Source organism: Agrobacterium sp. MA01, assembly GCF_009650195.1.
Taxonomy (GTDB): Bacteria; Pseudomonadota; Alphaproteobacteria; order Rhizobiales; family Rhizobiaceae; genus Allorhizobium.
This window is the reverse complement of sequence record NZ_CP045854.1, coordinates 4,243,280-4,264,108: the sequence shown is the minus strand read 5'-3', so window position 1 is coordinate 4,264,108 and position 20,829 is coordinate 4,243,280. Positions and strand designations below refer to the sequence as shown.

General features: G+C 60.9%; 19 protein-coding genes and 2 pseudogenes. 11 read left to right on the top strand and 10 right to left on the bottom strand.

Translation table 11 applies throughout. The features are described 5' to 3' along the window. Nucleotides 1-226: 226 nt before the first annotated feature. A pseudogene (locus GH983_RS24395) lies at nt 227-409 on the top strand (two-component system response regulator); the annotation flags it as partial. A 111-nt stretch (nt 410-520) separates the two neighbouring features. After that, nucleotides 521-732, top strand: a pseudogene (locus tag GH983_RS24390) (IS3 family transposase); the annotation flags it as partial. Nucleotides 733-1,029: 297 nt separating this feature from the next. On the opposite strand, the gene GH983_RS20315 reads toward GH983_RS24390, so the two are convergent. Together GH983_RS20315 and GH983_RS20310 are read right to left on the bottom strand one after the other, a co-directional pair. Continuing rightward, nucleotides 1,030-1,425: a nuclear transport factor 2 family protein gene (locus tag GH983_RS20315; RefSeq protein WP_069042677.1), complete on the bottom strand. Its 396-nt coding sequence runs from the start codon at nt 1,423-1,425 to the stop codon at nt 1,030-1,032. 30 nt (nt 1,426-1,455) lie between these two features. Next, complete coding sequence (locus GH983_RS20310; protein WP_069042678.1) at nt 1,456-2,082, bottom strand: TetR/AcrR family transcriptional regulator; 627 nt, start codon at nt 2,080-2,082, stop codon at nt 1,456-1,458. Nucleotides 2,083-2,224: 142 nt separating this feature from the next. Here GH983_RS20310 and GH983_RS20305 point away from each other — a divergent pair, with 142 nt between their 5' ends. The 6 genes from GH983_RS20305 to GH983_RS20280 all read left to right on the top strand — a co-directional run bounded on the left by GH983_RS20305 (nt 2,225) and on the right by GH983_RS20280 (nt 8,458). Then, complete coding sequence (locus GH983_RS20305; RefSeq protein ID WP_069042679.1) at nt 2,225-3,298, top strand: PotD/PotF family extracellular solute-binding protein; 1,074 nt, start codon at nt 2,225-2,227, stop codon at nt 3,296-3,298. Between the two features lie 229 nt (nt 3,299-3,527). After that, nucleotides 3,528-4,391 (top strand): ABC transporter permease, encoded by an 864-nt coding sequence (locus GH983_RS20300; protein WP_153763343.1) that lies wholly within the window; start codon nt 3,528-3,530, stop codon nt 4,389-4,391. Between the two features lie 2 nt (nt 4,392-4,393). Further along, on the top strand, nt 4,394-5,182 hold the full coding sequence (locus tag GH983_RS20295) for an ABC transporter permease (RefSeq protein ID WP_153763342.1): 789 nt from the start codon (nt 4,394-4,396) through the stop codon (nt 5,180-5,182). Continuing rightward, nucleotides 5,179-6,264 (top strand): ABC transporter ATP-binding protein, encoded by a 1,086-nt coding sequence (locus GH983_RS24575; RefSeq protein ID WP_153763341.1) that lies wholly within the window; start codon nt 5,179-5,181, stop codon nt 6,262-6,264. Before GH983_RS20295 ends, GH983_RS24575 begins: the two co-directional genes overlap by 4 nt. A 10-nt stretch (nt 6,265-6,274) precedes the next feature. Continuing rightward, nucleotides 6,275-7,012: an MBL fold metallo-hydrolase gene (locus GH983_RS20285; protein WP_153763340.1), complete on the top strand. Its 738-nt coding sequence runs from the start codon at nt 6,275-6,277 to the stop codon at nt 7,010-7,012. A gap of 12 nt (nt 7,013-7,024) precedes the next feature. Then, nucleotides 7,025-8,458: an aldehyde dehydrogenase family protein gene (locus GH983_RS20280; RefSeq protein ID WP_153763339.1), complete on the top strand. Its 1,434-nt coding sequence runs from the start codon at nt 7,025-7,027 to the stop codon at nt 8,456-8,458. Between the two features lie 64 nt (nt 8,459-8,522). Here GH983_RS20280 and GH983_RS20275 read toward each other — a convergent pair whose 3' ends face one another. The 6 genes from GH983_RS20275 to GH983_RS20250 form a co-directional block, all read right to left on the bottom strand. Then, complete coding sequence (locus GH983_RS20275; protein WP_153763338.1) at nt 8,523-9,416, bottom strand: dihydrodipicolinate synthase family protein; 894 nt, start codon at nt 9,414-9,416, stop codon at nt 8,523-8,525. A gap of 26 nt (nt 9,417-9,442) precedes the next feature. Further along, on the bottom strand, nt 9,443-11,062 hold the full coding sequence (locus tag GH983_RS20270) for an ABC transporter ATP-binding protein (RefSeq protein WP_153763337.1): 1,620 nt from the start codon (nt 11,060-11,062) through the stop codon (nt 9,443-9,445). After that, nucleotides 11,055-11,972 carry an ABC transporter permease gene (locus GH983_RS20265; RefSeq protein WP_153763336.1) on the bottom strand — a complete coding sequence of 306 codons (918 nt, stop codon included), beginning with the start codon at nt 11,970-11,972 and terminating at the stop codon, nt 11,055-11,057. Before GH983_RS20265 ends, GH983_RS20270 begins: the two co-directional genes overlap by 8 nt. 9 nt (nt 11,973-11,981) lie before the next feature. After that, on the bottom strand, nt 11,982-12,896 hold the full coding sequence (locus GH983_RS20260; RefSeq protein ID WP_054149307.1) for an ABC transporter permease: 915 nt from the start codon (nt 12,894-12,896) through the stop codon (nt 11,982-11,984). A gap of 82 nt (nt 12,897-12,978) precedes the next feature. After that, on the bottom strand, nt 12,979-14,478 hold the full coding sequence (locus GH983_RS20255) for an ABC transporter substrate-binding protein (protein ID WP_194842761.1): 1,500 nt from the start codon (nt 14,476-14,478) through the stop codon (nt 12,979-12,981). Nucleotides 14,479-14,501: 23 nt separating this feature from the next. Further along, the gene (locus GH983_RS20250; protein WP_069042688.1) at nt 14,502-15,377 is read right to left on the bottom strand and encodes a DMT family transporter; all 876 of its coding nucleotides are present in this window, start codon (nt 15,375-15,377) and stop codon (nt 14,502-14,504) included. A gap of 232 nt (nt 15,378-15,609) precedes the next feature. Here GH983_RS20250 and GH983_RS20245 point away from each other — a divergent pair, with 232 nt between their 5' ends. Genes GH983_RS20245 through GH983_RS20235 form a run of 3 tightly spaced genes read left to right on the top strand, consistent with a single transcriptional unit; the run spans nt 15,610 to nt 18,876 of the window. Further along, complete coding sequence (locus tag GH983_RS20245; RefSeq protein ID WP_153763334.1) at nt 15,610-16,800, top strand: exo-alpha-sialidase; 1,191 nt, start codon at nt 15,610-15,612, stop codon at nt 16,798-16,800. Between the two features lies 1 nt (nt 16,801). Next, complete coding sequence (gene pdxA, locus GH983_RS20240; RefSeq protein ID WP_153763333.1) at nt 16,802-17,758, top strand: 4-hydroxythreonine-4-phosphate dehydrogenase PdxA; 957 nt, start codon at nt 16,802-16,804, stop codon at nt 17,756-17,758. 5 nt (nt 17,759-17,763) lie between these two features. Continuing rightward, nucleotides 17,764-18,876, top strand: coding sequence for an iron-containing alcohol dehydrogenase (locus GH983_RS20235; RefSeq protein WP_194842760.1), 1,113 nt, complete (start codon nt 17,764-17,766; stop codon nt 18,874-18,876). 76 nt (nt 18,877-18,952) lie between these two features. Here the strand turns inward: GH983_RS20235 and GH983_RS20230 are convergent, their stop codons facing one another. Together GH983_RS20230 and GH983_RS20225 are read right to left on the bottom strand one after the other, a co-directional pair. Beyond that, nucleotides 18,953-19,678, bottom strand: coding sequence for a FadR/GntR family transcriptional regulator (locus tag GH983_RS20230; protein ID WP_153763331.1), 726 nt, complete (start codon nt 19,676-19,678; stop codon nt 18,953-18,955). 2 nt (nt 19,679-19,680) lie between these two features. Further along, nucleotides 19,681-20,709: a four-carbon acid sugar kinase family protein gene (locus GH983_RS20225; protein WP_194842842.1), complete on the bottom strand. Its 1,029-nt coding sequence runs from the start codon at nt 20,707-20,709 to the stop codon at nt 19,681-19,683. Nucleotides 20,710-20,829: the final 120 nt, after the last annotated feature.

Here is a 20,829-nt window from a genome sequence, read left to right as displayed (position 1 = left end):
CCTGCGCTTCACCGCCAGCCCCCCGGAATAGACCACTCCGGGGGTTTGTTTTTTGGCCTCGCTGTTCAGTCAAGCCGCCGATCTGCTCTAAAATCAGTTAGCATGGCCGCAGGCTCAAAACTTAGGCCGCAAGCTTGCCAACCTTGCAGCATTGCGTCCTCAATCGCTTAAGAACCACCTCGACCTCACTATCCTTGTGATCCATGACAACGCTGTTCGCGCAGCGATGATCGAGCACGGTTTGCTGCGCGAGGCAGGTCGTTAGCACGTCACAGCTGCTCTCGAGGGGCAGGGAACTGCCAAGACGGAGCAGACACTGCCGCCAGACGTCATCATCATCGACATCGACAATCCGAACCGTGACATGATGGAGCCTCTCTTTCAGCTCACCCGCTCGGTGAGAGGCCCATGGCCAAGCTGCCGCCGCTATCTTTCGACCTTCAGGGCAAAAGGGGGCTCGTGGCCGGCGGATCAACTCACAGATGGCCGAAGGTTCCGGTGCGCTCGGTCTCGGATCCGTGATTGCGAAGCCATTGCCCATGTCGAGACAACTGAGTGCATCGAGAGCGAGGACGTCCAGAACCTGGTCATCGCGGCGGTGGAGAACCGCATTCGTTTCATCAACACACTTCCAAGCCAAATGAATGGCTGACTGACGACGATTCCTGCTTCAACGCAGACAACACGACATCACTGCTCATCGTTATCGGCATGGAGCCGTGCTCCACACCATTCGCAGGCGTGTCGAGATGCTTCTGCCTGCCCCCATCTTTTGTGTGGCTCAGTATGTTTATGCTTTTGGGCTCGGTGGATCAGTTCGTCTTGCTCAAGGTCTCCTGGATCACAAAGCCTGAGCAGAACCGGCGAGTGACCCGCCCCCAGCCAGGCCGCAATGGGCAATCTGGCTTTTCTTTCGTGTCTCACATTGTAGGAGCGGTACATCACATAAAGAATTCAAATGCAGACCATGCGTTGGCAGCCGATGGCGTCTAACCAATGAACCGCAGGTAGCCCAGTCACAAACAACAACTACATCGGGAGCGGGGAAAGATGCTCATGAATGGCGAGCCATCGACCGTCCGGCTGGTGGGCAAAGACGATCGTCTCACGCTCGTGGTTCGTCATCGCTTCGCCGCCGATCACGAGATCGGTCTCCACCGCATGGGTGAAGATGGCGACATCGCCGACGATGTGTACGCTGCGGTTCGTTGAGCGGCAGGCCTTGACGCTAAAGCCGTCGCGGGTTTCCCACAGCGCCCATTCCGCCTCATAGGCCGCGCGATCCGCGAGGGTGCGATCGAGATTGTAGAAGATGAAAGTCGCCGACGGCGCGAAGGCATCGAAATAGGCCTTGGTGTCGTGGCGACCGAAGGCTGCCACCAGGGCATCGGCTGCGGAAAGCACTGCGGTCGTATGATCTGTCATCTCTGTCATTTCTTCGGGATTTCGGTGGCGTCAGACGCGCTTGACGCTGCTGATCAACTCGGCGATCGGGCGGTTCTGCTCGGCGACACGGGCCTTGAGCTCTTCAAGCGGCATGCTCTCGTGCTTGCAAAACTCGATGAACATCATGTTGAGATTGTTGAAGAAGACCTCTCCGAGCGCCCGCGCGTCGACGCCGGCGATGACTACGCCACGCCGCTGGAGCGTCTCGATCAGCTGAACGACCTGGGCACAGAGGCGCCCGTCAAGTTCCGTATAGCGCTTTGAGAGCGGCGTCTCAGGCTGCTGGATCGCAGATGCCATGGCGGTGCGCCACATCTCCTTGCTGAGATAGACGAGCGAGTGATCGTAATACTGGTTGATCAGGGCACCGAGCGCCTCGATGACGCTGAGTGGCGGGTTCGCGACAATGCGTTCGCCGGCCTCGAGCACTTCGGTCACTTCCATCGAAACCGTGGCGACGAGAACATCGCCCTTGTTCTGATAGTAGTTGTAGAGCGTGCCGACCGAGACCTCTGCCATCTCGGCGATGTCCTCGATGCGCGCACTGTCGTAACCCTGTTCGCGGAACAGGGTGGTGGCCGCTTCCAGGATGCGACGGTTCCTGTCGGCCTTCTGTCGGGCGCGCAATCCGGTCATGGCTAACTCCGTTGGAATCTCCTCAAATTTGAGATTGACTTAAAAAATGAATTCACTCAATCTTTTTCTCAAGGCGCCGAAACGAGCGCTATTCTGATCAACGCGAGGGTCCGCTCGGGGCCTTCGACAAGAGGGTGAACTTATGGAAAAGACCGTACTGGGCGGGCTCTCCCGCCGCCTGCTTCTTGCGACCGTTGCCATCTCCGCCTTGTCCGGCGGGGCTCATGCCCAGGAGGAGCTGAACGCCCTCGTCTGGTGCGACCACACCGACCCGGCACTGATCGAGCCTTTCGAAAAGGCGAACAACGTCAAGGTGAATCTCAAGGAATACGAGGGAACCGGCGCCGGTCTCTCGATCGTCGAGCAGTCGCGCCCGGGCGACTGGGACGTCTTCGTGATCGATGGTGTCGACGTGCCGCGCGCCGTCGAAATGGATCTTCTCGCCGAAATTCCGGCCGACAAGCTGCCGATGGCCGACATTTTTCCGGAAGTCCGCATGGAGGCCAACAACACCAAGGACGGCAAGATCTACGCCGTGACGGAAAAGTTCGGCTACAACACGATTTCCTACGACAAGAGCAAGGTCGATCCGAAGGACATGGAAGACCTGTCGATCTTCTGGTCCGAGAAATACAAGGGCCGCATCGCTCTCTATGACTACTACCTGCCGATGATCGGTCTGACGGGCCTTGCCATAGGCAAGAACACCGCCGACCTGACGGAAGCCGATCTCCCGGCGATCAAGGAAAAACTCTTCGAGATGAAGAAGGTCTCGCGCCAGGTGAGCGATGTCGTGGCCTCGCAGACGGCGCTCGTCAGCGGCGAAGTCGACATCATCCTCGGCGGCGGCGAATGGGTGACCGCAGGTCTCACCGCCGAGAAGCCGGACCTCGACTGGACCGTCCCGAAGCAGGGCGCCCTGCGGTGGGCGCAGTCGATCGGCGTGTTCAAGGATTCAACCAAGCAGGATCTGGCCATCAAGTTCGTGCAGTACATCCTGAGCCCCGAAGGCCAGGCCCGTCTTGCCACCTCGTCGTGCTACTGGGGCATGCCGGCAAACGCGAAGGCCGGCGAGCAGCTCACCGACCAGCAGAAGACGGCGCTCCGTTGGGACAAGCAGCCCGAATACCTGAAGAACACCCAGCTCTATCCGGTGGCCAATGCCGATCTCGACGCGGCCATGCAGGACGTCTGGACCGAAATGCTGCAGCAGTAGGCGCTGCCCATAAAGGGCGCGGGAGGTGTCTTCCGTCCGCGCCCCAAGCCTTCCCTCACGTAGTTATTTCTTGACGAGCATCGCGGCCCGGGCGGGTCACATGCTCGGGTAAAGAACTGCGCGCATTCGGCAGAATTGAGCCCTGAAGTTTGTCGCTGCCTTTGAGATCGGCCATCATGAAAACCCGCCAGCCGAGCCGATTGCCATGAAAGAACGGAGTGTCCCGTCGATGACCGCCACCGCGCTCGAGCGCAGAGAACGCCGCAAGGCCTGGGGATTTGCGCTGCCGGCAGTCCTGTGGACCGTGGCCTTCTTTCTCGTGCCCTTCCTCTACATGGCGGCAATCAGCTTCTGGAAGCGCGAGGGCCGCGAGATCGTCGCCGTCTGGGCGCTCGACAATTACGCGGCCTTCTTTGGCAAGCCGCATCTTCTCAAAGCGCTGTTCAATTCGCTCGAAGTGACGCTCACCGTCACCGCCATTTCGATTCTACTAGCCTATCCGCTGGCCTGGATTATCGCCGAGCGCGTGCCACGCCGCTGGCAGCGCTTTGCGCTGATCATGGCGATCCTGCCATTCTGGACTTCCTATGTGGTGCGCTCCTATTCCTGGCTGTTGGTGCTGTCCAAGGGCGGTGTCGTCAACCAGGCCCTGATGTGGACCGGCCTGATCGCCGAGCCGCTCGAACTGTCAGCAACGCGGACCGGCACGGTGATTGGCTTCGTGCATTTCTTCGTCATGCTGCTGACGCTAACGATCTATGCCAATCTCGTTCAGCTCTCGCCGAACTACCGCCGTGCAGCAGCGGATCTCGGCGCAAACGGTTTTCAGACCTTCTGGCACGTGATCCTGCCACTGACGCTGCCCGGCATCATGGTCGGTGCCTTTCTCACCTTCGTTCTTTGCATAGGCGACTACATCACCCCGCAGATCCTCGGTGGCAACAACGAGCTCGTATTGCCGCAGGTGATCATGCTGCAGCTCGGCCGCCGCGCGGATTTCCCCATGGCAGCCGCCCTGTCGCTGGTGTTGATGGTGGTCGTGACGATCGCCTATCTCGCCTGCGCCCGCTGGCTGAAGATGGAGAGGACGTGACCATGCGACATCTCAACATGGCACTTGCGATCCTTTATGCCGGCGGGCTCTATCTCTTCATCTTCCTGCCGGTCGCCGTTCTCGTGATCTTCTCCTTCCAGGACGGCACGCTACCCGTGCCACCCCTGCATGGACTGACCTGGAAGTGGTATGGCGAGATCTTCGCCGATAAAAAGCTGATGGCAGCGCTCTTTAACTCGCTCGTCGTTGCCATCGTATCGTCTGCAATCTCCTGCCTGCTCGGTTTCCTCGCAGCCTATGCATTTGCCCGCTACAAGCTTCCCGCATCCGGCCTGCAGCGCGCCCTGATCGTCGCGCCGATGACGGTCAGCACACTGATCATCGGGCTCGGCCTGCTGTCGATGCTGTCCAGGCTCAATGTTTCGCTGTCGCTATGGACCGTCGGCATCGGTCATGTCGTGATCAACCTGCCGCTGTGCTTTGCGATCATCTACGCCTCCATGGGCGGCCACCAGGTCAACATCGAACGCGCCGCTCGCGATCTTGGGGCCCGGGACTGGCAGGTCATGACGCTTGTCACGGCGCCGATGCTGATGCCGTCCATCCTCGCCGCCTTCTTCCTGTCGGTCACATTCAGCTGGGACGAATTCATCATCGCATTCCTGCTGTCGCGCTTCGACGTGACGCTGCCGGTCGAGATCTGGAGCATGCTGCGCTCCGGCCTTGACCCCAAGACCAATGCCATCGGCAGCGTCGTCTTCCTCATCTCCGTCGCATTCCTCATCGTGATGGAGCTCGCCGTTTTCAGAAAATCCGGAAAATCCCAATGACTGCAGACGTCTCGATCCGAAACGCCACGAAAGTCTTCGGTGCCTTCCGCGCGCTCGACGATGTCTCGCTAGAGATAGCCGCCGGCGAGTTCATCGTGCTTCTCGGCCCCTCTGGCTGCGGCAAGACGACCCTGCTCTCGATCCTGGGTGGCTTTATCGAGCCGAGCGCTGGCACGATCGCCATCGGCGGTAAGGACATGACGCATGTTGAGCCGGCAAAACGACCAACCACGACCATGTTCCAGGACTACGCGCTGTTTCCGCACATGAAGCTCATCGACAATGTCGGCTTCGGTTTGCGCATGCGCGGTATGGGAAAGGCCGAGCGCAGTGAAAAGGCGCTCGCCATGCTCGATCTCGTGGGGCTCAAGGCCTCCGCATCGAAGAAGCCGCACGAGCTTTCCGGCGGCCAGCGTCAGCGTGTGGCGCTTGCCCGCGCACTTGCCGTCGATCCTGATGTGCTGCTGCTCGACGAACCGCTCGGGGCACTGGATCTGAAGCTTCGTCGTCAGATGCAGGACGAGTTGAAAGCCATACAGAAGCGTGTCGGCACCACCTTCATCCATGTCACCCACGATCAGGAAGAGGCCATGGCGATCGCCGACCGGATCGTGGTGATGAACCACGGCCGGATCGAGGATGTCGGCAGACCCTCGGACATCTACATGCGGCCGCGCTCGCTCTTTGCCGCAGGTTTCATGGGCGAAGCCAACTTCCTGCCCGGTCGGGTGATCTCTATTGCGGAAGGCGAAGCGCAGGTGGAAACGGCGCTTGGCTCAGCGATCATCCCCATCACGGCTTTCACCGGGGACACGCCTTCGCCAGAGCAGAAGATCACCTTGTGCATTCGCCCCGAACATTTTCGGTCCGCCGGCGAGGAGGGCGCAACAGTTGCGCTCGGCCATGCGCGGATCATAGACAGTGCCTTCTTCGGAGCGCATCACCGATGCCACCTTCAGCCACATGGCAATTCCGAGATCGTGATAACCGCCCATCTGCCGCAAACCGCACACCCGCAGCCGGGCGATGAACTCGAGTTGACGGTCAAGGCAGATACCATCGTCGCTCTGGTCGACGCTTAGGAGACACGTGATGAAACCCCGCATGCGCCCTGAAGACTGGTACAGTGTCCGCCGTCTCGACGACGATGTGACCTATATCTGCGAGCCGCATATCCAGGAATTCTATCGCTGCAACATCTGGCATGTGCGCGGGCGCGATCGCGACATGCTTGTCGACAGTGGCATGGGTGTCGTTTCGCTTCGTGAGTGGGTGCCGCTTGTTACCGAGCGCGAGTTGATCGCGGTGGCAAGCCACACCCATTTCGATCACATCGGCTGCCACCACGAGTTCGAATGCCGTGCGGTCCATTCGGCAGAGGCAGATCTGCTCGCTGATCCGACACGCGAAAACACGCTGGCCGACCCCTATGTTACCGACGACATTTTCGACGCCCTGCCGCCCGAGCCCTATTGCTCGAAGTGTTATGCGGTGAAGCGGGCGCCGGCGACGCGCCTACTGGAGGACGGCGACATGGTCGACCTCGGCGATCGGCAATTCGAGATCATTCACACTCCCGGCCATTCCCCCGGGGGCATCGCGCTCTACGAGAAGGCGACGGAAATCCTGTTTTCCGGCGACATTCTCTACGACGGTCCGCTGATCGAGGACACCTACCACTCGAACGCCAATGACTATCACGCTTCGATGGAGCGCCTGCTGCGGCTGAAGGTGCGGCTGGTTCATGGCGGCCATTTTCCAAGCTTCAGCGGCGAACGATATCGGGAGCTGATCACCGGTTGGCTCGACGCAAAACACAAGACAATCTGACGGGAGGCAATCATGCTCGACAAGCGCAAGTTCTACATCAACGGCGAGTGGGTCGACCCGATCGCGCCTCACGACCTTGAGGTCATCAATCCCGCGACCGAAAAGCCGATCGCCGTGATCTCGATGGGCACGGCCGCCGATATCGACCGCGCGGTTGCCGCTGCCAAGACGGCATTTCAGAGCTACAGCCGCACCAGCCTCGATGAACGCATTGCACTTCTCGAAAAGCTGCTTGAGATCTACACCCGCCGCTACGACGAGATGGCACGGACGATCACGCTCGAACTCGGCGCCCCGATCACCATGAGCACCGACCAGCAGGCACATGTCGGCGTCGGCCATCTCGAAGGTTTCATCGAGGCCCTGAAGCGCATCAAATTGCGCGAAGAACTACCGAACGGCGACATCGTGCTGCGCGAACCGATCGGCGTCTGTGGCCTCATCACCCCCTGGAACTGGCCGATCAACCAGATCGCCCTGAAGGTCGTTCCGGCACTGGCGACAGGCTCGACCTGCGTTCTGAAACCCTCCGAGTTCACGCCTCTCAACGCCCTGCTCTACGCCGAGATGGTACACGAAGCGGGCTTCCCGGCCGGGACCTTCAACCTTGTGAATGGCGATGGCGCCAATGTCGGTGCAGCGCTCTCGAAACACCGGGATATCGACATGATGTCCTTTACCGGCTCAACCCGCGCCGGCACAGCCGTCAGCAAGGATGCCGCCGATACCGTGAAGCGCGTAACCCTGGAGCTCGGCGGCAAGTCGCCCAACATCGTCTTCGAGGATGCGGATCTCGAAGAGCGCATTACCGGCAGCGTGCTCGAATGCTTCAACAATTCGGGCCAGTCCTGCGATGCTCCGACGCGCCTGCTGATCCAGCGTTCCGTTTACGATCAGGCCGTTAAAATCGCCCAGCGCGTCGGCAAAGAGGTCAACGTCGGCAATCCGGAAGAAGCCGGCGAACATATCGGCCCGCTGGTCAGCGACATCCAGTATGGCCGCGTCCAGACCCTGATCGAGGCAGGCATCGCTGAAGGCGCCGAGCTTCTCGTCGGAGGCCCGGGCAAGCCCGAAGGTTTCGAGACAGGCTACTACGTCAAGCCAACCATCTTTGCCGGCGTCAACAACCAGATGCGCATCGCCCGCGATGAGGTCTTCGGTCCGGTGCTGGCGATCATTCCCTTCGACACCGAGGAGGAAGCGATCGAGGTCGCCAACGACACCAATTACGGCCTGGCCGCCTATATCCAGTCCGGGGATCTCGACCGCGCCGAACGTGTCGCCGCGCGCCTTCGCGCCGGCATGGTGCATATCAATGGCGCGCCACATCGCTATGGCAGCCCGTTCGGCGGCTACAAGCAGTCGGGCAATGGCCGTGAAGGCGGTATGTTCGGTCTTGAAGACTTCCTCGAGATCAAGACCGTGCATCGGCCTAGCGCGGCCTGAGGATCAAATCCTTACCGACCGCGGATACCATCAAGGCCGCGGTCGCCAAGGTACCTAACGTGCTCTAGTGGGACTGGACCGAGAGACCAAATCGCCGAAGAATATCCGCGATCTTTGCGTCCTGCTCCGGATCCGGCAAGAGTGCCGGTTGGCGGCTGGCGCCGACCGAACTGTCCTGGAGGAAGAGCGCCCGCTTGACCATGGCAGGCGCAAAGCCAAGGGCGTAGAGATCGGTACGGAAGGCCGTGAAGATCGCCTGCTGGCGCTCAGCCTCTGCAATGTCACCGATGTTGTAGCACTTGAGGATACCGGCGAGCACATCCGGCAGCGCATTGCCGAGACCGGAAATGCAGCCGGCAGCGCCATTCTGCAACGCCCAGAGCACGAGATGGTCCGGCCCGGAATAGACATCGAAGCCAGGCATGTCGCGGGACACCGCAAGATAGGCTTCCAGCGTCTCCTTGGCGCCGCCCGAATCCTTGATGCCAGCGATGTTGCCGTGGGTTGCGAGCTTGCGCGCGGTCTCCGGTTCAATGTGGTTCTGGGTGCGGGCCGGGATATCGTAGAGATAGGTCGGCGTCTTCACCGCATCCGCAACCGTCGAGAAGTGCCGGATGAGACCGTCCTGAGTGCAGGCGATGAAGAAGGGGGTGATGACGGCGATTGCCGTTACGCCGATCCGGTCGAATTCCTTCGCCAGCTTGATCGTCTCGAAGGTCGCCGGCATGCCGGCATTGACGATCACGTCGACCTTGCCGCCGACTTCATCAACCACGGCTTCGGCGAGCTTTAACTTTTCCTCGAAGGTGAGTGCGGTGAAATCGCCATTGGTGCCGGCGCACATGATGTTGTTGCCCGCAGCCACCTGGCGGCGCACCTGAGCTCGGGTGGCTTCGTAATTGATCGTCTCGTCCTCGTTGAAGCCGGTGACGAGCGCGACGAAGGCCTTTTTCGACATGACGATGTTCTCCGGAATTTTCTGACTTACGAGGCGCGGCTTAGACGTGCGGCACGGTTCTGCGCCTGCACGTCGGGATCGGGATCAAGCCCGGCGGCGAGCAGCGCCCGGGTATAGGCTTCCTTGGGCGTCTCGAAGATCTCTCTGACCGTGCCGAGTTCCACGACCTCACCTTTCTGCATGACCATCACGTGGTCGGCGAAATCTCGCACGACCGGCAGGTCATGGGCGATGAAGATGAAGGCGATGCCCATCTGCTTTCGAAGCCCGTCGAGAAGCGCGATGACTTGCGCCTGGACCGAGACATCGAGCGCCGATACGGCCTCGTCGCAGATGATCAATTGCGGTTCGAGCGCGAGAGCGCGGGCGATCGCGATGCGCTGGCGCTGGCCGCCCGAGAATTGGTGCGGGTAACGGCCCATATGCTCAGGTCCGAGCCCGACCTGGGTCAACAGTTCGGCCACCCGCTCCCGCCACTTCGCTTTGGGCAGGATATCGGGATGGATGACCCAGGCTTCCGAGATCAGCTGGTAAACGGTCATGCGCGGATTGAGCGACTGTGTCGGATCCTGGAAGACCATCTGCAGATCGCGACGCAGCTTGTAGAGTTCGGCGGGCGACAGCTGGAAAAGGTCCCTGCCCTTCCACAGCGCCGACCCGGAATCCGGTTCATCGAGCCTGAGCAGGATGCGGGCGAGTGTCGATTTTCCCGAACCGCTTTCGCCGACAACAGCCAACGTCTCACCGGCGAGCAGGTCGAAGGAGACGCCCTTCAAGGCGGCAAAGGCGCCATAGTTCTTGCGCACGTCTCGCACGCTCAATACGGGTTCGGTACCCTTCAGCGGCTGATGCATTTCGCCTTTGCCCGGCGCTGCCGCGATCAGCTTCTTCGTGTACGGATGCTGCGGATTCTTGTAGACCTCGCGCACCGTGCCAGCCTCGACCAACACGCCCTTTTCCATCACCACCACCCGATCCGCAATCTCGGCCACGACGCCGAGATCATGCGTGATGATGAGAACGGCCATTCCGGTCTCGCGCTGCAACTCCTTGAGAAGCGCCAGCACCTCGGCCTGCACGGTGACATCAAGCGCGGTCGTCGGCTCGTCCGCGATCAGGAGATCGGGACGTAAGGCCAGCGCCATGGCGATCATCACACGCTGGCGCTGACCGCCGGAAAACTCGTGCGGATATTTGTCGAGGGCGTGTTCGGGATCGGGAATGCCGACACGACCGAGAAGGCGAAGAGCCTCTGCCTGGGCTTTCGTGCTGTCCGTGCCATGCGTGGTGAGCGCCTCGCGGATCTGCCAGCCGACGGTATAGACCGGATTGAGATGGCTGAGCGGATCCTGGAAGATCATCGCGATGCGACGCCCGTTGATCGCGCGCCGTGCCGCCAGTGGCAACGTCAACAGATCCACCCCATCGAGCAGGATTTCACCCGAGCTGATGCGACCCGGCGGCATGTCGATCAAATTCATGATCGCCGAGGACGACACCGACTTGCCCGACCCGCTTTCGCCGAGGATCGCGAGCGTCTCGCCACGGTCGAGATGGTAGGACATGTCGCGCACGGCTTTCACGACGCCGACTGCCGTGTGGAACTCTACCGAGAGGTTGCGGACTTCGAGAAGATGGTCAGCCATTCTTGGCTCCTTTCATTTCCAGACGCCAGCGCTGCACCGGATCAAGCGCGATCCGTAGCCAGTTGGAGAGCAGGTTGAGCGACATCGTCGTCAGGATGATCGCGAGCCCTGGCCAGAAGGAGAGCCACCAGGCATTGGTGAGGTATTGTCGCCCCTGGCTGATCATCAGGCCCCAGGTGATCTCCGGCGGCTGAATGCCGATGCCGAGGAACGACAGCGCGCTTTCGGCCAGCATGACATAGGCAAAGTCGAGGGTTGCGAGCGTGGTCAAAGTGGGCAAGACCACCGGCAGGATATGCCGGAACAGGATGCGCTTGCTCGACGCGCCCATGACTCGCGCCGCCTGCACGAACATGCGTTCGCGGATCTCGAGCACTTCGGCCCGCGTGGTGCGCAGATAGACCGGGATGCGGGTGATCGCGAGCACCATCATCAGGTTCAGGATCGAAGACCCGAGAATGTAAAGCACAATGACCGCAATCAGCAGCGATGGAAAGGACATGATAACATCCGCGAGCCGCATGATGACCTGGCTGGCGCGCGGTGAGGAAAAGCCGGCGATTAAGCCCAGAACCGTTCCAATGACAGCCGAGATCAGCACGGCACCGGCCGCGACCATCACGGTGTTCTGGGTAGCGACAATGATGCGAGCCAGCAGCGGCCGGCCGAGCGCATCCGCGCCCATCCACCAGACCCATGCTCTCTCGAAATCAAAGGGCGCTGCATTGCGACCGCGCAGGTTTTGCTTGGTGGCGAGGTCGCCCAGCCAGCTTGGGCCGATTATGGCCATCAGGAGAATGATGAGCAGAAAGATCGCGGCGCAAAGCGCAAACTTGTCGGCAAGCAACATGCGACGCATGCGCTTGAGGAACGGCGGTTCGTCGATGATGGCGGTTGCTTCGATGGACATGCCTTCTCCTCAATTCCGGATGCGGGGATCGAGAAGCGCATAGGCAAGATCGATCAGCAGGTTCATGAGGAAGATGGCGAGCGCCGTGACGAGGATCGCGGCCAGCACGACATTGAAGTCGCGCTGCAAGATGGAATCGATCATCAACTTGCCCACGCCCGGAAAGCCGAAGATGGTTTCGATGATGACGGCACCGTTGAGCAGGCTCGCAGCCTGATCGCCGATCACGGTGATGACCGGCAACATGGCGTTGCGCAGCGCGTGGATGAAGATGATCGGGGTCGACTTCACACCCTTGGCCCGCGCGGTTTTGACATAGGCCGATGAGAGCGCCGATATCATCGAGCCCCGCACGACCTGCACGATGATGCCGAAAGGCCGGACGAAGAGCACGCCGATTGGCAGGATCCAATGCCAGACTGACCCAGTCCCCGACGTCGGCAGCCAGGAGAGGTTCACAGCAAAGATGACGATCGCGACGATGGCCAGCCAGAAATCCGGGACGGAGGCTCCCACCAGCGAGACGATGGACGAGAAGCGGTCGAAGAAGCCGCCGGCCCGGAAGGCGGCGAGTGAGCCGACAACGATGGCGGCAGCGGTCACCAAGCTCATGGTGATGACGGCGAGCCATAGCGTCCAGACGAAAGCTTCGAGGACCACGTCGAGCGCCGGCCGCGCCTTGCGCAGGGATTCGCCGAGATCACCCGTCACGACATCGCCGACATAGCGGCCAAACTGGACCAGCAAGGGATCGTTGAGGCCATGCAATTCCCGGAACTGATTCTTCATCTCCTCGGAGGCTTCGACCGGCAGGAACAGGGCTGCCGGATCACCTGTCAGGCGAGAAAGGAAGAAGACCATGACCACAAGTCCGACCAACGAGATCAAACTGGCCACGGCGCGTTTTCGGATGAAGCTCAGCATGGCGTCCTCTAAGAAAACGGTGCGGCGGGATCATCCCGCCGCATGACTTGCTTTGAATAGGACGGCGCGTGCCGCCCGACGATTACTTGATCTTGATCTCGGAGAGCTGGAGCATGGAATTCGTCGCCATTGTCGGCTTGAAGTCCAGGCGCTCGGACACCCGCGAGAAGCCGACCATGTGGAAGAGAAGCACATCGGCGACCACTTCGTCATGAAGATAGGCGATCAGTTCCGACCAGAGCTTGGCACGCTCGTCGCCAACGGCAGCGGAGGCACGCTTGATCAGATCGTCGACCTTCGCGTCGGAGAAGCCGGACTGGGTACCTTCAGTCGCATACTTGAAGAACATCGAGAAGGACGGATCCCCCTTCGAGTTGTCGTGCATGGCAGCCACCAGCTGCGGGCCACGACCTTCAGCGAAGGGTTTCGAGTAATACTGCTCGTGCTCGGCGACTTCGACGAACTTCAGTTCGACCTTCAGGCCGACTTCCTGCATCTGCTGCTGGATCGCCTCCATGATCTCGGTGACGTTCGGGAAGTTGGCCGAACGGGCAATGATGGTGATCGGTGTATCGACCTTCACGCCATCCGCCTTTGCCTCTTCGATCAGCTTCTTGGCTGCCTCTGGATCATAGGACGGCACCTTGACGTCTGGATTCCAGCCGAGTGTCGGTGGCGGCACGATTGCGGTGGCGAGCAGTGCGCTCTCCGGCAGCAGCGTGCCGAGGAAGGCCTCGCGATCGACTGCAAGGTTCAGCGCCCGGCGAATGCGGACATCGTTCAGCGGCTCGATGTTGTGATCGACACGCAGATAGACGGTTTCGCTGTCCAGATAGGAGAAGTCGGTCGCCGGGTTGGTGGCTTCGACCAGGGAAATGGACGGAGAGAGATCGGCTTCGCCTGCCTGAACCATGGCCGCACGGACCGCTGGGTCAGCGCGGAACAGATAGGTTGCTTCCGTCACCTCGGGCTTCGCACCCCAGTAGTCGTCGCGACCCGTCAGAACGATCTGCTGGCCAGGGGTCCAGTTGGTGAGCTTGTAGGGACCTGTCCCGACCGGCTCGCGAACAAATTCCAGCGGTGTTTCTTCCGGAACGATCGTGACCAGAGTGAGGAGCAGCGGCAGAATCGGCTGGACCGGGTCGGCCTTGAAATCAACCGTGTAGTCGTCGACGACGGTCGGCGTGACCGTCATGCCGCCGAAGTAACGACGGGATTCGCAGGTGTTCTTGTCGCTCATGATGCGGTCAAAGCTATGCTTGACGTCCTTGGCATCGAAGGCGGTGCCGTCGGAGAACTTGACCCCCTGACGCAGATGGAAGCGCCAGCTGCCGTCGGTATTCTGCTCCCACTTCTCGGCGAGGCGCGGCTGAACACCAGCACCGCCGCGCACATCGAGTTCGGTCAGCGTTTCGCTGACATTCTCCATGATAATACGACCGATATTCGAGCGCGTCGCCATGCAGGGTTCGAGAAGATCAGCCTCTTCGGCCAGCACGACCTTGATCGGGCCGGAACCGGCATAGGCTGGTGACAGGGACGTGCCCATGGCTAGGGCACAAAGCAATGCAGTCTTTCTCATTTTCATTCTCCTCCCAGATGAATTCAGTTTGAAGCTTTCACGCCTCGCGAGCGCGCAGCCATGAGAGCCGCGAGGCAGATCAGAACAGCGCCGACCACGGTGGTCAGGCCGATGGTTTCGTTGAACAGGGCAAAACCGCCGACGGCCACGAGGGGCAACCGCAGGAAATCGACCGGCGCGACAACGCTTGCGGGGGCAAGCGACATGGCATGCGTCATCAACCCCATGCAGCTGGTGCCAACAACGCCCTGAAGGGCCAGCAGCGCCAGCTCCCGGTTTCCCGGCATGGCGAAGAAGGGTACGGCGAGCGCGAGCGAAATCGGCACGGTCAAAAGAAGGTTCCAGACCACCAGGGTCGAGGTCGTGTCACCGCGCGACATCGATTTCAGGATCAGCTGGATTGCGGCTTGCAGAAACGCACCCGCCAAAGCGAGCCCGACTGCGAGCGTGAAGCCCGAAGGTGATGGCCCGACGATGACCATGGCGCCGGAAAAGCCGACCACGACGGCAAAGAGCATCGAAAGGCCGGGTAGCTCCCCCAGAAGGACTGTTGCGCCAAGCACGACGAAGATCGGGGACATGAAGGCAATGGCCGTGACGTCCGCAAGCGGCCCCATGCTGAAGGCAGCAAAGAAGGCGACCATTGCCAAAAGCTTGAAAAGCGCCCTGATGGCGTGCTGCCCGAGCGTATGCGTTGATTGCAGCACCTTTGGCCGCAGAACGACGAAAGGCAGGAGCACGGCGGCACCGAACAAGGCGCGGAAAAAGGCAATCACGAAGGGATGCACGGCACCATCCAGAGCACGCACGATGACGGCATCGGATGCAGCCAAGACCGCCGCTCCGACTGCAAAGAGCACTGCAGCGGGAACCCGCTCGCCTTTCCCTTCTGCATGCATACCGTCCTCCCGAACCGACCTCCACGTCGGCATGCTCAAAACATCCAACTTCCGGCCATCTTTGTCAAATGATTTCCCGATGTAAAATTCACCGGCTCCAAATCTCAGAATTTATGTCAACAATTACAATGCTATAATGGACGTACGAAACCTGTATCCGCCAGTTTACAACATAAACAAACTTGACAACTTTGGAAAAATGATCGACTTCGGAGGACAAGAGGAGCATTCCATGACACCTGATGACATTGCCCGGCGCATGACCGGCATACTCACCACGTCGGATTCCGATCGGACCGAGGCCTATCTTCCGTCGCCGATGGTGCAGAACCACGCATCCTTCCTGCACAGACAGGCAGACGGCAGTCTGATTTGCGCTTGGTTTGGCGGATCGCTGGAAGGAAAGTCGGACATTTCCATCTACGCTTCCGTCCTTGCAGCGGGTGCGTCTGCCTGGGGTCCGCCGCAGCAGCTGAGCTCCGACCCCGATCATTCCGAGCAAAACCCCGTTTTGTTTCAGGCACCCGATGGGCGCCTGCTTCTGTTTCATACCTCGCAGCCCTCAGGCAACCAGGACGAATGCCGGATCCGCATGACCGAAATCACCACCGACGCGTCGGACCCGACGGTCTTGATGGCGTCCGACGGCCGCTATCTAGACCTGCCCCGAGGCAGCTTCGTGCGCGCGCCGGTCGTGATCCGCGCAGACGGCGCCTGGCTGCTGCCGATTTTCCGTTGCATCCCACGCACCGGCCAGAAATGGAACGGCAGCCACGACACGGCGGCCGTTGGCATCAGCGAAGACGGCGGAGTAACATGGCGACTTGAGGAACTCGGCCAGTCGATCGGCTGCGTGCACATGTCCCCCGTCGCCCTTGGCGTGACGACGATGGCCGCATTCTTCCGACGTCGCCAGGCAGATTTTATCTATCGGACTGAGAGCAGCGATGAAGGCCGGACCTGGAGCATTCCAGCGCCGACCGATCTGCCCAACAACAACTCTTCCATCGCGGCCATCGCTTTGGACGGCGGACGTGTTGCCATCATCTGCAATCCCGTCAATGCCACGGCCTCCCCGGACCGTCGCACCTCCCTCTACGATGAACTCGGAGAGGAAGACGACAGGCCGGAGGCGGACCCGACCGGGGGTTGCGCCCCCATCTGGGGAGTGCCGCGTGCCCCCGTATCCGTCTGCATTTCCAGCGACGGCGGTGCGAGTTTCACTCAGCGGATCCTGATCGAGGATGGTCCGGGCACCTGCCTGTCCAACGATTCCACTGACGGGCGGAACAAGGAAATGTCCTATCCCTGGCTGCTGGCCGGTGCGGATGGCGCACTACATATTGCCTATACATATCACCGGCGTGCGATCAAATACGTCCGGCTGGCCCCCGGCTGGGATCGCCTCGAAAATGGAGAATGACATGAGCGGCACTATCGGCATCACCATGGGCGATCCCTGCGGCGTCGGTCCCGAGATTTCGGTCCGGGCGCTGGCCGAGATGTCGGCCGAAGATCGCGCGGCCACGCGGATCTACGGCAACCTTGCGACACTCGACGCTGCACGCGAGGCACTCAAGCTCGACCTGGACCTCGCCCCTTACGTTGTCGACATCGAGGTCGAGGGTGCACCGCTGCCCTGGGGGACGCTCAGCCCAATCGCCGGCGATGCAGCCTTCCGCTTCATCGAGCAAGCCGTGCGCGATGCCCAGGCTGGAACGATCGGCTGCATCGTCACGGCCCCGATCAACAAGGAAGCGCTGAACCTGGCAGGCCATCACTATGACGGCCATACCGGCATGCTGCGCAGCCTCACCGGCTCGAAGGCGGCCTATATGCTGCTCGCCTCGGAACGCCTGAAGGTGATCCACGTATCGACCCATGTCTCTCTTCAGGAAGCGATCCGCCGGGCGACCACCGAACGGGTTCTGGCGACCATCAAGGCCGGCAACGAACACCTCAAGCGCATCGGTTACGACAAGCCGCGCATCGCAGTCGCCGGCATCAATCCCCATTGCGGCGAAAATGGCCTCTTTGGCACCGAAGACGACGACCAGATTGCGCCGGCCGTTGCCGCAGCGCGCGCCGAGGGCATCGACGTACAAGGGCCGATTTCCGCCGACACTGTTTTCCACCGCGCCTATTCCGGGACCTTCGACCTCGTGGTCGCGCAATATCATGACCAGGGCCACATCCCGATCAAGCTCGTCGCCTTCGACACGGCGGTCAATGTCTCTGTCGAATTGCCGATCGATCGCACATCCGTGGACCACGGCACTGCCTTCGACATTGCCGGCAAGGGCATCGCCAATCACGGCAACATGAATTCCGCCATCGCCTATGCCCGCAAGCTGGTCGCCGGCCGGACCCAGCAAGGATGACACCGATGACCGCATCCATCACCCTTCACCAGCCGCGCCGCCTGATCGTCGGCGCCGGAGCGATCGGCCAGGTCGGCGGCCTCGTGGACGATGCAACGTCCGTTCTCGTCATCGCGACCCCGATCACGGCAGGCTTCATCGATCGGCTCATGCTGCCGGGCAAGATCGAGATCTTCGACGCGATCCCAGGCGAGCCTGACGTGGGGACGTTGGATGCGGCCCTTGCCGTTGCCCGCAGGGTCAGGCCCCAGGTCGTTGTCGGACTTGGCGGCGGTTCGGTCCTCGATGTGGCCAAGCTCGTTGCAGCGCTCTGGGATAGCAAGCAGACACTCGCCGACGTCGCCGGCCCCAACAGGGTGGCTGGCCGCAACACGCGCCTCGTGCAGGTCGCGACAACCGCCGGGACGGGTTCCGAGGCCGGCATCCGTTCGCTGATCACCGATCTGGTGAAGGGCGCCAAGATCGCGGTCGAAAGCCCGCACATGATCGCCGATATTGCTGTCCTCGATCCGCAACTGACCTTCTCCGTACCGCCGGCCGTCACCGCCTCAACAGGCGTCGATGCCATGGCCCATTGCGTCGAGGCTTTTACCAACAAGCGCGCGCATCCGATGATCGACGGCTTTGCCCGCATGGGCTTCCGCCTCGTCGGCAAATATCTTGCCCGCGCGGTCAAGGACGGGTCTGATACCGAAGCGCGCGAAGGCATGATGCTTGCGTCGTACTATGGCGGCATCTGCCTCGGGCCGGTGAACACGGCGGCCGGCCACGCGATCGCCTATCCGCTCGGGACGCGTCTCGGTCTGCCGCATGGGCTCGCCAATGCGATCGTCTTTCCCCATGTGCTCGCCTTCAACCAGCCCGTCGTCCGCGACAAGACCGCGGAGGTGGCCGAAGCCCTCGGGTTTGGTGCGAGCGCGCCCGACGCCCTGTTGGAAAATGCCTGCCGCTTCTGCACGGACCTCGATATCGAGATGCAGCTCTCTCGCCACGGTGCCGAAGAAGACGCGCTCGCCGGCTATGCGGCAGAGGCCCATGGCAACCGTCGTCTCATGGATAACAATCCGGCCGACATGGCGGTCGAAGACGTGCTTGCGATCTACAGAGCGGCCTTCTGACGGGCCACTAATCGTCTGCACAGAAAGAAGGGGCCAAACCGGCCCCTTTTTTGTTTCTGCGTAGAGCAATCTTCGCTCATCCCTCGGAAACCGCCGCCAGCGAAGCACTGGACTGGAACAGGCGGGCACGCGATCCGGTCAGATGTGTGTGCATCAACTCCCTGGCACGGGCGCCCTCGCCTGCCGCGATTGCCTCGGCGATCGCCTCGTGTTCGGCAAAGACCCGAGAAAGGCCGGCATTGTCCCGTTTGACCGAGACGCCATGGAAGCGCATGCCAACGGCGATGTGATCCTTCAGCGCCTCCATGGCGGTCGAAAAATACGTATTGTTGGCAGCGCGTGCGATCGCGAGATGGAACTGGAAGTCAGCGTCTTCGCGGTGCGCCTGCCTGTTGGTCGCATCCCGCATCAGTTCGAGCGCGTCGCGGATTGCGGCGAGCATGCCGGGCGTGTGCCGCAGGGCTGCGGCTTCTGCCGCCGCCGGCTCGAGGTTCAAGCGGAATTCGTAGCAGTTCAGCAGATCGGCAACATTTTCCAGCTGACCGAAGCCGAGCGGCTGCTTCATGCCGACAGAGCGCACGAAACTGCCCGCGCCGCGGCGGGAATAGATGAAGCCCTGCTCGCGCAAGCGCCTGAGCGCTTCACGAATGATCGGACGGGATACCTCGAATTCGATCGCAAGATCGTGTTCGGTGGGCAGCCGTTCGTCCGGCTGGTAGGAGCCGGATTTGATCGCCCTGTGCATGCGCTCAAAAACCAGATCCGCCAGGCTTTTGCGTGCCGTTCCGCTTTGCAGTCCCATTCTCAGCCCCTGCCCCCATGCAGCTTTTCGGCGAGCATCACCAATGTTTCCGGCACTCCGAATCCGCCTGATTTGGCGATGATACATTGCCCACCGGCATAGGCCAGCCCGAGCCCTGGCAGACATTCACCCTGCAAACGAAAACACTTGATCCCCATGCGAGCCATAACGGCTTCTGCGGTCGCCCCCCCGCAAAGGAGCAGAGTGCGAGCGCCCACAGTCAACTCGGGGTGCACTGAGGATGCAAGGTTTCGAGCGACCTCCTCCGAGCTTATCTCTGTGTCGCCGGAGACCGCCTGCACAAGTATTGGGAACGTATGCGGTTGGGCGACAATCTCCAGCAAGCCGTTGGGTGCCGGATGGTGATTCACAGCCTCCATCTCGCGCAAGCGATCGACCTGCTCCACGGTGATGCGATCATACGACCCGATGACAAAGAGTGCGGGGCCGATGGGAGGCTCAACCAGCTCGGACATCGGCTGGCCGGTCATCTCGACAGCCAATGCCTCGGCAAGCCCTCTTGCGCCGATGAAGAGATCGATGCCCTCGGCGTGGGCGCCCGCCAGAGCATCACGCATGTCCTGATCCGTCGCTGCATCGACGATGCTGCATCGCGCTGCATGGTGACCCAAGGCGTTCGCCACGGAAACGGGCGTCGGCACTCCAAATCCCTGGACATGTCCGTCGCGGACGACGCGGCCAAAGGCAGGAATAGCGGGCGCGACAAGTGCGCGCTTGAATGGAATGGCATCAAGCTCGACTGCGATATGCCCCTTGAGGCGCGAGTCGACCTTTTTGAACAGCGTGACATTGGGCTGCAGTGCTTCCATCACCTGACGCATGGCTTGGAACGCATCTTCTGCAGACCGCTCCCGAGAGGCCAGATTGATCGACAGGACAGCTGGCAACTGTGAAAGCCCTGACGGGACCGCATTCGGCGTCAAGGCGACTTCGGTATGCAGCCCGCGCGCGGCAAAGGGGGCAGCTGTGTCCAATGCTCCGGTCAGATCATCGGCAATGATGACAAGCACCATCATGCTCCATGTTGTTATCTTCTTGATCGAAATATGATCGTATTTCCAGAAGGATGCAACAGCAAGATAACAAATCATAGCCTGAGAACGCCTGCTTCTCCAGACATGCTAACCTGC

What these genes read in the sequence shown, in the direction of transcription:
- GH983_RS24575 (WP_153763341.1), top strand. Translation starts at nt 5,179, where the DNA reads ATGACTGCAGACGTCTCGATCCGAAACGCCACGAAAGTCTTCGGTGCC.
- GH983_RS20270 (WP_153763337.1), bottom strand. Translation starts at nt 11,062, where the DNA reads ATGGCTGACCATCTTCTCGAAGTCCGCAACCTCTCGGTAGAGTTCCAC.
- GH983_RS20285 (WP_153763340.1), top strand. Translation starts at nt 6,275, where the DNA reads ATGAAACCCCGCATGCGCCCTGAAGACTGGTACAGTGTCCGCCGTCTC.
- GH983_RS20265 (WP_153763336.1), bottom strand. Translation starts at nt 11,972, where the DNA reads ATGTCCATCGAAGCAACCGCCATCATCGACGAACCGCCGTTCCTCAAG.
- GH983_RS20280 (WP_153763339.1), top strand. Translation starts at nt 7,025, where the DNA reads ATGCTCGACAAGCGCAAGTTCTACATCAACGGCGAGTGGGTCGACCCG.
- GH983_RS20295 (WP_153763342.1), top strand. Translation starts at nt 4,394, where the DNA reads ATGCGACATCTCAACATGGCACTTGCGATCCTTTATGCCGGCGGGCTC.
- GH983_RS20250 (WP_069042688.1), bottom strand. Translation starts at nt 15,377, where the DNA reads ATGCATGCAGAAGGGAAAGGCGAGCGGGTTCCCGCTGCAGTGCTCTTT.
- GH983_RS20245 (WP_153763334.1), top strand. Translation starts at nt 15,610, where the DNA reads ATGACACCTGATGACATTGCCCGGCGCATGACCGGCATACTCACCACG.
- GH983_RS20235 (WP_194842760.1), top strand. Translation starts at nt 17,764, where the DNA reads ATGACCGCATCCATCACCCTTCACCAGCCGCGCCGCCTGATCGTCGGC.
- pdxA (WP_153763333.1), top strand. Translation starts at nt 16,802, where the DNA reads ATGAGCGGCACTATCGGCATCACCATGGGCGATCCCTGCGGCGTCGGT.
- GH983_RS20310 (WP_069042678.1), bottom strand. Translation starts at nt 2,082, where the DNA reads ATGACCGGATTGCGCGCCCGACAGAAGGCCGACAGGAACCGTCGCATC.
- GH983_RS20260 (WP_054149307.1), bottom strand. Translation starts at nt 12,896, where the DNA reads ATGCTGAGCTTCATCCGAAAACGCGCCGTGGCCAGTTTGATCTCGTTG.
- GH983_RS20300 (WP_153763343.1), top strand. Translation starts at nt 3,528, where the DNA reads ATGACCGCCACCGCGCTCGAGCGCAGAGAACGCCGCAAGGCCTGGGGA.
- GH983_RS20255 (WP_194842761.1), bottom strand. Translation starts at nt 14,478, where the DNA reads ATGAGAAAGACTGCATTGCTTTGTGCCCTAGCCATGGGCACGTCCCTG.
- GH983_RS20275 (WP_153763338.1), bottom strand. Translation starts at nt 9,416, where the DNA reads ATGTCGAAAAAGGCCTTCGTCGCGCTCGTCACCGGCTTCAACGAGGAC.
- GH983_RS20230 (WP_153763331.1), bottom strand. Translation starts at nt 19,678, where the DNA reads ATGGGACTGCAAAGCGGAACGGCACGCAAAAGCCTGGCGGATCTGGTT.
- GH983_RS20305 (WP_069042679.1), top strand. Translation starts at nt 2,225, where the DNA reads ATGGAAAAGACCGTACTGGGCGGGCTCTCCCGCCGCCTGCTTCTTGCG.
- GH983_RS20315 (WP_069042677.1), bottom strand. Translation starts at nt 1,425, where the DNA reads ATGACAGATCATACGACCGCAGTGCTTTCCGCAGCCGATGCCCTGGTG.